Below are 9,878 nucleotides of genomic sequence, written 5' to 3' on the forward strand. Positions count from 1 at the left end.
TAAAGCTTGTTGAAACATCACAGCAATCGCAATCGCACTTCTATCCTATTCTAACAATTATCTACAACTGTAGTACTAACGCTAAAGATCCAAACCTGCGGATTTTGGATGTGCGTAACGTTCCCTTAGACTATATTGCCGGACACGTTCCTAACGCCGTCAATATTGCCGACACTGCCTTTCGAGGTCCGAATGGATTTCTCCCCGTGCAGTACTGGAATGAACAAAAACTGGAGCAGATCTTCACTGCCTCTGGAGTAACCAACAACAGCCGCGTTCTGGTCTACTCAGACGATAAAGATGTCTTGGGTGCAACAATGGTGGCTTATTTGTTAGAGCGATCGGGAGTGCGCGATATTGCCATACTTGATGGTGGGTATACAGGTTATCAGGCTTCTCAACCCGTAGCTAAAGAGTTCCCCAGATATACACCAGGAAAGTTTACGGTGCGGGATAAACCATCTGTGCGAGTGACGCTGGATGAGGTAAAAAACTTAATTGGCAAACCAGGAGTCACTTTCATCGACCCCAGACCGGAAAAACTCTTTCGAGGTGAAGAAAATATCTGGGTTCGCAACGGACATATCCCAGGTGCGCGAAACATTCCTTGGCCTACTTTTACTGATGCCAACAATCCTCACAAACTCAAGCCTTTGGCTGAAATTAAGCAGCTTTTGGCTGCGAGAAAGATCGATCCAAAAAGCGAGATTATCGTGACTTGCAGCACTGGGCGGGAAGCAACCTTACAATATGTGGTATTGAAACACCTGTTAAATTATCCCAAGGTCAGAATCTATGAAGGTTCTTGGACTGAGTACAGTACAACCGATCTGCCTGTAGCAACAGGAGCAGAGCAAGCAGCATAATTCGAGCATAGAGGAATTAACTGATGAAATTTATCGCCTTACTGACAGCCAGTTTTTTATTCAGCTTCGGAACAGCGATCGCCACGACAACCAGCCTTGATGAAGGAAATCTAGTTAGTTGTACCAGAACTCCGCCTAAAACTCCGCCACCGGCATCGGAGAATCGCGGCTAATGATCTCATCTCAACTACTTACTGCTCGTCCTCAGCCACAAAAACAAGTGGTGGCGATCGCCTTAGTATTATTTGCAACTGGGGCTGTTGCCTTGAGTGCCTATGGTTGGCGGCAGAGTATTTTGTTTCTCGTGGGCGGCTTGTTAGGTATCAGTCTTTACCACTCCCGCTTCGGCTTCGCATCTGCTTATCGCAAACTTTTTGTGAGTCGAGATGTGAGGGGGATGTATGCCCAGTTAGCGATGCTGGCGATCGCGACAGTACTATTTGTGCCCGTATTAGCAACCGGAGCGGTGTTTGGTCAGGAAGTGCAAGGAGCTGTTGCACCTGTCGGAATTCAGGGTGCGATCGGTGCTTTTTTATTTGGAATTGGAATGCAATTGGGCGGGGGCTGTGGCTGTGGTACTCTCTACACTATTGGTAGTGGTAGCCTCTCCATGCTACTCACCTTGATTACCTTTTGTGTCGGTGCATTCTGGGCAAGTTTGACGCGACAACTTTGGGCAGGATTACCAGCAACTCCAGCAGTTTCTCTCGGTCAAACCTGGGGCTGGGTGGGAGCTGTATGCTTGCAGCTAGTGCTATTTTTACTCCTAGCAGGCTGCCTCTGGTGGTGGAGCAGCAGAGGACGAGGGGAAGAGGAAAGTCAAAAGTCAAAAGTCGAAAGTCAAAAGTTAAATTCTTCAATCCAAAATCCAAAATCTAAAATCCAAAATTCTCCTGACTCCCGACCCTGTACGGGCGCACAGCTGTGCGCCCCTACCAACTCCCTTATTTACGGTCCCTGGTCGCTGCTGATGGGTGCTGTGGCTTTGGCAGTTCTCAACTGGTTGACACTGCTGCTTTCAGGTCAGCCGTGGCGAGTTACATGGGGATTTGCCGTGTGGTCGGCTCAACTTGCTTCAGCTCTGGGTTGGAATCCTGGTACTAGTCCTTTCTGGAGCAATGGAGCAGGACAGCAAGCTCTCAGTCAAAGCATATTTGCTGACGTGAGTTCGGTGATGAATTTCGGCATAATCTTAGGAGCTGTGTTAGCAGCTGGTTTGGCAGGTCGATTAGTACCAAAAGCTCAATTCTCCTGGTCTGCATTAGCTGCAACTGGGTTGGGCGGTTTAATCATGGGTTACGGCGCATTCATTGCCTTCGGCTGTAATGTCAGTGCCTTCTTTGGTGGCATCGCCTCAACTAGCTTGCATGGTTGGGTCTGGATTGCCTCTGCTTTGCTAGGTACTGCGATCGGGATTCGCCTGCGCCCTTTGTTTCGTCTATCGAATTAGTTGGCTCTAAATTTCATAGTGCCAAATTTCTTCTTCTCGCAGCAAGATTCGATGCAGTGGAAGACGCTGAATCAAACCCTGTTGCTCAAGCTGCCTCAAGATCCGAGTGACTGTGACGCGAGTTGAACCCAGCAGTTCGGCAAGATCCTGATGGGTCAGGCGCAGATCGATTAAACGTCCCTGCTCGATTTCACGACCAAACTTTTGCGATAACCAGCTCAACAATCTCAGCAGCATCATGTCCATCGCTTTGTAGCTCCGAATTACCATCAGTTCTTCAGCTTGTTGAAGATGGGCAAGCAGAACCTCACTCAGGCGATCGCTTTCTTCCAGAGATATTGATACTGCTTCAACTTTTGTCAAACACTCAATCTGATAGGGATCGACGTGGGATAAACCTTTACCGACAATATCTCCCGCTCCCCACAGTCCCAAAACCACCGCCTTACCATCTTCAAGCCAGGTCAAAGTTCGCACGACACCAGTTTCAATCTCCCAAAAGCTGTTGTGCTTGTACGGTAACTCGGTGCGACGAGCAAAATGTTGCCTGGTTCTTCTAACTAAGTAACTTGATGCAGGTGAGGAGAGAGTCATATTTTTCAAATAAGGTACTAAATTCCAGCACCATCAAGAAAGTCTTCGATCGCTGAGCTGCTATCCCTCTTGATGCTGTTAATGTTTGGATTACCCGAGTTGTTAGCGAAAACGGGCGATCGCGTTTGCAGTTGCTCCACCTGCTTTTCTAAATCCTTGACTCGTTCAAATATGGTATTACTTGTTAAAGTACGGTGACTCAATCGAAATATAGTATTTTTAGCTTCAATGAGATATTATCACACCATTAGCTGCGATCGAGCTAAAGCCGATATAAAAGCACGATAATCTTGTCGATCAATCGTAGTATGATGAATTTAAACTTCAACGGTCGCCAATATCCTGTCCCAGAGCTGGCTCCAAAAGTTGAATATGCCCTGCTAGCACTATTAGAACTAGCAACTCACCTAGATCGAAAGTCCCCTTTAACTATGAGCGAAATGACTGCCAAGCAGCCCATACCCGAACGCTATTTAGAGCAAATTCTGACTGACCTGCGGCGTGGTGGCTTGATTAAAAGTCATCGGGGTGCGAAAGGAGGTTACTCGCTGGTTCGAGAACCCTGGCAGGTGACGTTGTTGGAAGTGGTAAATCTGATGGAAGGGGATCGTCGAGAAAGAGAGTACTCTGCCGAGCAGACTGTAGAAAAGAATTTGCTATGTGAAATCTGGCAACAAGCGAATCTTGCTTCACACAAAGTTTTGAGCAGCTATACGCTCCAAGACTTATGCCAGCAAAGAGATGCACTCAAACAAACCAACCCAATGTATTACATCTAATTGAGGAACTGCCATGCGAATTGCAAAAGACATTACAGAGTTAATCGGACGGACTCCTTTAGTGCAGTTGAATAAAATTCCTCAAGCAGAAGGGGCGTTGGCGCGAATTGTGGTGAAGCTAGAAAGCATGAACCCAGCATCCTCGGTTAAAGACCGAATTGGTTTGAGTATGGTAGAAGCAGCAGAAGCAGCAAGTTTGATTCATCCTGGTAAGACGATTCTGGTGGAACCAACTTCTGGTAACACGGGTATTGCGTTGGCAATGGTGGCAGCAGCTAAGGGCTACCAGTTAATTCTGACTATGCCCGACACGATGAGTATAGAGCGGCGTAATATGCTTAAAGCTTATGGCGCTCAGCTAGAGTTGACACCAGGGTATCAAGGAATGCGAGGCGCGATCGCTCGTGCTGAGGAAATCGTCAAGCAAACGCCTGGTGCATACATCTTGCAACAATTTCGCAACCCCGCCAACCCTCAAGTGCATCGAGAAACTACGGCTGAGGAAATCTGGGCAGATACAGATGGTCAGGTAGATATCCTAATTGCCGGAGTGGGTACAGGTGGCACGATTACAGGTGTAGCAGAGGTTATCAAAAATAGAAAACCGAGTTTTCAAGCGATCGCGGTGGAGCCAACTAGCAGCCCAGTCCTTGCAGGTGGTGAACCTGGACCTCATAAAATTCAGGGGATTGGAGCGGGATTTATCCCAGCAGTTTACCGAGCCGAACTAGTTGATGAGGTGATTCAAGTGTCAGATGAAGAGGCGATCGCCTACAGCCGTCGCTTGGCAAGAGAAGAGGGATTGCTATCTGGTATTTCTGCTGGTGCAGCTCTATATGCAGCAATTAGGGTAGCAAAGCGGTCTGAAAATGCTCTTAAACTGATTGCGATCGTACAGCCTAGCTTTGGCGAACGCTATCTCAGTACCGCCCTGTTTCAAGATTTAGAGTTAGTAGATGCTGTCGCTTTGAAATAACATACTAATCTTGTTTCCAACTCTAAGCACTAAATCGAACGCACGTAATTCGACGTGAGTTCGACGAAATTAAAAAACAGCCGGAGGGAGAGCAGGTAAGCCTTTGAAGTCTAAATCAAGCAAGGGTTTTTGGGGCAAATAAGTATAAGCTGTCAATCCAGCCAACAAATTGACCAGGAAATTCCAGATGCTTCTGTGTCGGGAATGCTCGATTTGAGAAATATTTTTGAGTTGATCGTTGACCGTTTCAATTAAGGCTCGTTTACGCAAGAGAATCTTGTCAATTAACTTGACCATCTGTTGCTTCATCTTTTTTTTGTGTCGTGTAATTAACTCTAACCCTTGCTGATAGAGTTTTTCAAACAGTTCTTGAGATATGTAACCCCGATCGCCAAATAACTTCCCAATTAAGTCTTGAGTTAAATCAGGTACAGGTTTGCGGTCATCTACATTGCCAGGAGTCAGCTTAAAAGCCAGCAACTCACCTCGGTCGTTGATAATCAAGTGCAGCTTAAACCCATAGTGCCAACCGACCGAATTTTTGCTCCAACCCACCAAGCCTTCAAATACACGGTGGCTCTTAGAACGTTTTGGATGACACACCTCAATTGGAGTTGAATCAATGAATGAAATGCCAGTAACGTCTCCCTTACGAGTCTGCACAAAGCAGCACAACAACATCAACGACCAAGGCATCAATTCAACAAAACGAGTATATCTAACTAGATGAGGAAAAGCTTTACGCCAGTCTGGCAAGACTTGTAGCGTGTAGAATTCCTTGAATGTACGATAAGCCAGAGCCATGAAAAGCAATCACAATTGTCATCACCTCACTTAAGCTTAATCGAGAGCGACACAACCGTTCCCCACAACTTGCTGTCAACAGAGGTTGTTGCTGCCAATGTCGTTCAAAGCTTTGATAGAAGTCGTCTACCTCACAAAAAATTTGCGTCACATCTAGGCGGGATACAATGGTGCTATTCATCATGGAGACCTATCACTGTGTATTTTGAGCATAGGTCTCTTTTTCCTTTTTGGCTCATCTCCCACCGTCGAACTCACGTTAATTCGATTACTTGCCACGGAGAGTTACTATTCTGTAATCTTTCACAGCGTGTGGTACTAAACTTTCTTTAAAAAATGCTGACTAAGTGGGTGATTGAGCGATAGCAAGGGGAACAAGTTAAACTTGGATAATTCAAGTACTCGACCCGTTGTTGTAATTTTTTGATCGGTTGTTATTCGATGTGTTGTCTGAGAATAGCGTTGCGATAGTCACAATAGGACTGATTATGAAATGTCAACTATCTTGGGCTCTTCCGAGCTTTTGATACTGGTGGCGAAATATTGCTTAATTTTCGGTCTAAGCCATCAGCTTTGCAAATTGTGAAGTTCGTGTAGTCATTTGTGGTACTCCCGATATCCAGTAAAAGATGCGCTTGAAGTTAATAGCAGTTGCGGTCATCAAGTGTTGCAGATGAGTTTTAGCTAATCCAATATACCGGGCATGGCGGAGTCCATGAGCGCGAATGCCTTCAGAGAGCGTTCCTTCAATTCCAGCCCGTCGCCGATAGTCTGCTTTATAGTCGTCGGTCATTGCTTGTTTTCGTGCGGCTTGCAATGCTTTGTACTGTGCTTCTGGACGAAGTGTAATGAGCCGTCGCTTTTCTTTGGTACGAGTACACAGATGCAGGCTGGGACAATTGGCGCAGTCAGGTCGTGCAAACTTAATTTTAATCACCTGATTGTTTCGACCATCAATTGCAGGTGTCCAAGACGCACTCGTCTTACCTTCGGGGCAAATGGCAACCTGTTGTTGCCAATCAACTTTGAAATCGCTCGCTGCAAATCCATTACCTGCTTTGGATTGCCAGCGTAGGTCTGAACGGGTCGGACCCAGCAATTGGACCTGATGCTGTTGTTGAGTAGTTACTAACAACTGTGCATCTAGATACCCTGTATCAACGATATGCTTACTGGGAAGCAAATCCTTCTTGGCAAGCGATGTATGAATGGATTCAGTCACATCACCATCGGCGATAGGTGCCGCTGTCGTTTCAACATTTGTAATCAGATGTAAGGAATTAGGTTCGCAAGTTTCACTCAAATGAACTTTGTATCCTACCCATGATGTTGTATTCTTTTTTGAATAATGAGCATCGAGATCGTAGGGTGAACTAATCATTAATGTAGCTGGCGGTATTCCTTGCTCTGTTCGCCAATAAATCTTGCGATCGCACACATAGTATTGCTGCACCCATACTCGTCGTAGCGTTTCGACGGCTGGAACCTGCCGTAACCATTCTGGACTGTGACCATCAAAGATCGCATCGAGCAGTCGTTTTCCATCTTCGCCATACACTTGGGCTTGTTGTTCTCGCTCCGCTTTTGACACAGGTAGGTGATAGTCTTCAATCCGCTCACTATAGCGCTCTACCCATTCTGGCTGGCTCTGAACTTGTAACCACTCAGGTACAACAACTGCAAGTGCATTCAACGCAGCCCGCAGCGTTTCTCCGGCACATTCCAGTCGCGTCACGGCACGAATGCTTGCTAGAACATGGGTGGAGTCAGTGCGTTGACGACCGCGAGCTTGGAGCCATTCTTGCTGTTGGCAGAAAATCAACAGTTTTTCAAATACTAAACTTTCAGCGTGTTCTGTAATTAAACGAGTCCGAAATTCGCTCAGAACCGTGTGGTCAAATCCAGTATCTATCAACTCTAAACACAGTAAGTACTTCCAATCAATTCGACTTCGGACGGCATCGGCAGCTTGACGATCTGTAAGTCCCTCAACATACTGCAAAATCGTCACTAAAGCCAATCGTAGCGGAGAAACTCCTGGTTGTCCTTGGCTGGAAAACAAGGCGCTAAAGTCTTCGTCACAGAGAAAGGAGCTAAGGCAATCTGCCATCGTGATGCAAAGGTTGCCTTTCGGAAAAATAGCTCTGGCAACTTGAGCCGTTTGTGCTGGTACAGCATAGTTAGATTGCGGATGTAAGGACATCTAACCCAACCTCGAATCGATCATCTTCCATATCCTAAATAGAGCTTGATAGAGCCGAGTTATTTGTTAAGCAATATTTCGCCACCAGTATCGCTTTTGGTGATCCAGTGATGACGTGAGGATCTGATGATTCTTGGACGCTGCCTATGAAGCTAGGATAAAGCGTCTGCTGAGTAATTCTAGGGTGTGTAAAATAATTTGTGTCAAAGGTCACAGATGAGATCTAATGAATTATTAAACCAAAGACACAACAATTATGACCTTTCGACCGGAATTACTCGATGAACTGCTTAAGGGCTATGAAAACCCAGGAGACTTACTGGGTGAAGGTGGGATTCTCAAACAACTGACAGCTGCGCTAGTAGAGCGGTGCTTGAATGCAGAAATGAAAACGCACCTGGAGGAGCAACGGTTGGAGCCTGCAACTGAAGGTAAGGCTATCCGCAATCGTCGCAACGGGCACAGCAGGAAAACGATTAAAGGCGAGTTTGGTGAGGCAGAAATCAGCGTTCCAAGAGATCGCAATAGTGAGTTTGAACCAATCATTGTTAAGAAGGGACGGACTCGCTTTGATGGGTTCGATGACAAGATTCTGTCATTGTATGCACGGGGCATGAGCACTCGTGACATCCAGGCGCAACTGCAAGAGCTATATGGAGTAGAAGTGTCGCCTGGATTGATCTCCAATGTCACTGATGCAGTGGAAGAGGAGCGGAAAATCTGGCAGAATCGGGTGATTGACCCAGTTTATCCGATTGTTTATTTTGATGCCATCGTGGTCAAAGTCAGGCAAGACGGGCGGGTGATTAACAAAGCCATCCATCTAGCACTAGGGGTAAATTTATCGGGCACGAAAGAACTGCTAGGGATGTGGATGACCCAGAATGAATCTGCCAAGTTTTGGTTACAGGTGCTGACAGAGTTACAGAATCGGGGACTCAAAGATATCTTCATTGCCTGTATCGATGGACTGACAGGTTTTCCTGATGCGATTGAAGCTGTATTTCCCAAAACTCAAGTACAATTATGCATTGTCCACATGGTAAGAAATTCCCTGAGTTACGTATCCTACAAAGACCGTAAAGCTGTGGCTGCCGACCTCAGACCGATCTACACTGCCACAACCGAAGCCGAAGCCGAGCAGCAGCTAGTCAATTTTGCCGAACAATGGGACAAGCAATCTCCCACAATTAGTAGAGCCTGGCTGACCCATTGGCAACGCATTATCCCCTTGTTCGCATTCCCGCCAGAAATTTGCAAAGCTATCTATACAACCAATGCTATTGAGTCAATGAATATGACCCTGAGAAAAGTAATGAAGACTCATCGAGCTTTCCCAACTGATGAGTCTGCTCTCAAGGTGATTTACCTGGCGATTCAGAACATTGCTAAAAAATGGACAATGCCAATTCGAGATTGGAAGCCTGCTTTAAATCGCTTCGCTATTGAGTTTAGCGATCGCTTTCCTTCCTAACTTTTTCCCTTGACACAATCCATTTGACAAACCCTAATTCTAATCCAGCTCGTCCATACATTTGCCGCTTCAACATCTTCAATTGATTATTCAACCCTTCCACGGGATCATTACTTACATTTGACATCATGCTTGCCTTGACAGCAGCATAGTCATTAAAAAGACCTTCTGCAAACGTTTGAAAGGGCTTGAATGAACTTTTCATCGCTTTGATCAACCAAGCTTCAAACGCCTCACCCTGTTGCTGACGCAGTAGTCGTAAGAACTTATCTGCTAACTCAACTGCGATTGCTAAGTTTGGGTGTTGTGCTACTAGCTGCCTCAACAGTTCGGTGTCTTCACGCTCTCGATTCTCCTCCCGCTTCACGATCAAATAGCTGGCTCGACAGGCAGTCAAGGGCGGAAACTGTGGCATTGCTCATATATGTGTTAAGGACGCTGGGCTAGGGATAAGAGATGAGGAGGGGTAGATAGAGACAAGTTTTGAGCGATTTCTTGCACGGTGTCGAGTCGCAGGTTTTGAATCGATTGCTCTTATGTATAGTCGAACGCCCCCACAAAAAGCGTATACCCGGTCAGTTGTGCGCGTGTAGCGATCGAGCGTGGCTTACTCAGGAGCAGTCCCGCTTCAAGTTTATTGCTTCTGGGCAGTGTGGTTAACAGGTAGTGGAGGTGATTTATCCAACTATTCTTTTCCTCATTTTATACAATTATGCTTAACAAATATGCAGT

At 46.1% G+C, this 9,878-nt stretch carries 10 protein-coding genes and 1 pseudogene; 6 read left to right on the plus strand and 5 right to left on the minus strand.

The genetic code is table 11. From position 1 onward, the window contains the following. The 3 genes from DSM107010_RS35190 to DSM107010_RS35195 all read left to right on the plus strand — a co-directional run. Nucleotides 1–866 (plus strand): sulfurtransferase (locus DSM107010_RS35190; RefSeq protein ID WP_106167484.1); only part of this gene is annotated, 866 nt, incomplete at its 5' end. A gap of 23 nt (nucleotides 867–889) precedes the next feature. Then, entirely contained in the window at nucleotides 890–1,039 is a 150-nt protein-coding gene (locus DSM107010_RS39070) for a hypothetical protein (RefSeq protein ID WP_158631950.1), read from the plus strand. Continuing rightward, nucleotides 1,039–2,316: a YeeE/YedE family protein gene (locus tag DSM107010_RS35195; protein ID WP_106167485.1), complete on the plus strand. Its 1,278-nt coding sequence runs from the start codon at nucleotides 1,039–1,041 to the stop codon at nucleotides 2,314–2,316. Before DSM107010_RS39070 ends, DSM107010_RS35195 begins: the two co-directional genes overlap by 1 nt. Nucleotides 2,317–2,322: 6 nt before the next feature. Here the strand turns inward: DSM107010_RS35195 and DSM107010_RS35200 are convergent, their stop codons facing one another. Together DSM107010_RS35200 and DSM107010_RS35205 are read right to left on the minus strand one after the other, a co-directional pair. Next, complete coding sequence (locus DSM107010_RS35200; protein WP_106167486.1) at nucleotides 2,323–2,910, minus strand: Crp/Fnr family transcriptional regulator; 588 nt, start codon at nucleotides 2,908–2,910, stop codon at nucleotides 2,323–2,325. A gap of 17 nt (nucleotides 2,911–2,927) precedes the next feature. Beyond that, nucleotides 2,928–3,113: a hypothetical protein gene (locus DSM107010_RS35205; RefSeq protein ID WP_127025200.1), complete on the minus strand. Its 186-nt coding sequence runs from the start codon at nucleotides 3,111–3,113 to the stop codon at nucleotides 2,928–2,930. Between the two features lie 108 nt (nucleotides 3,114–3,221). Between DSM107010_RS35205 and DSM107010_RS35210 the strand changes: the two genes are divergently transcribed. Together DSM107010_RS35210 and cysK are read left to right on the plus strand one after the other, a co-directional pair. Continuing rightward, nucleotides 3,222–3,689 (plus strand): RrF2 family transcriptional regulator, encoded by a 468-nt coding sequence (locus tag DSM107010_RS35210; protein ID WP_181246351.1) that lies wholly within the window; start codon nucleotides 3,222–3,224, stop codon nucleotides 3,687–3,689. A 13-nt stretch (nucleotides 3,690–3,702) separates the two neighbouring features. Further along, nucleotides 3,703–4,665 carry a cysteine synthase A gene (gene cysK, locus DSM107010_RS35215; RefSeq protein ID WP_106167487.1) on the plus strand — a complete coding sequence of 321 codons (963 nt, stop codon included), beginning with the start codon at nucleotides 3,703–3,705 and terminating at the stop codon, nucleotides 4,663–4,665. A gap of 69 nt (nucleotides 4,666–4,734) precedes the next feature. Here the strand turns inward: cysK and DSM107010_RS35220 are convergent. Together DSM107010_RS35220 and DSM107010_RS35225 are read right to left on the minus strand one after the other, a co-directional pair. After that, nucleotides 4,735–5,650: pseudogene (locus DSM107010_RS35220) on the minus strand (IS982 family transposase). A 378-nt stretch (nucleotides 5,651–6,028) separates the two neighbouring features. Continuing rightward, entirely contained in the window at nucleotides 6,029–7,672 is a 1,644-nt protein-coding gene (locus DSM107010_RS35225) for an IS1182 family transposase (RefSeq protein ID WP_106167488.1), read from the minus strand. Nucleotides 7,673–7,928: 256 nt separating this feature from the next. On the opposite strand from DSM107010_RS35225, the gene DSM107010_RS35230 reads away from it, so the two are divergent. Next, nucleotides 7,929–9,146: an IS256 family transposase gene (locus DSM107010_RS35230; RefSeq protein WP_106167489.1), complete on the plus strand. Its 1,218-nt coding sequence runs from the start codon at nucleotides 7,929–7,931 to the stop codon at nucleotides 9,144–9,146. Here DSM107010_RS35230 and DSM107010_RS35235 read toward each other — a convergent pair. Next, nucleotides 9,124–9,561, minus strand: coding sequence for a transposase (locus DSM107010_RS35235; protein WP_106167490.1), 438 nt, complete (start codon nucleotides 9,559–9,561; stop codon nucleotides 9,124–9,126). The genes DSM107010_RS35230 and DSM107010_RS35235 overlap by 23 nt on opposite strands. Nucleotides 9,562–9,878: the final 317 nt, after the last annotated feature.

This window comes from Chroococcidiopsis cubana SAG 39.79, from assembly GCF_003991895.1.
Lineage (GTDB): Bacteria > Cyanobacteriota > Cyanobacteriia > Cyanobacteriales > Chroococcidiopsidaceae > Chroococcidiopsis > Chroococcidiopsis thermalis.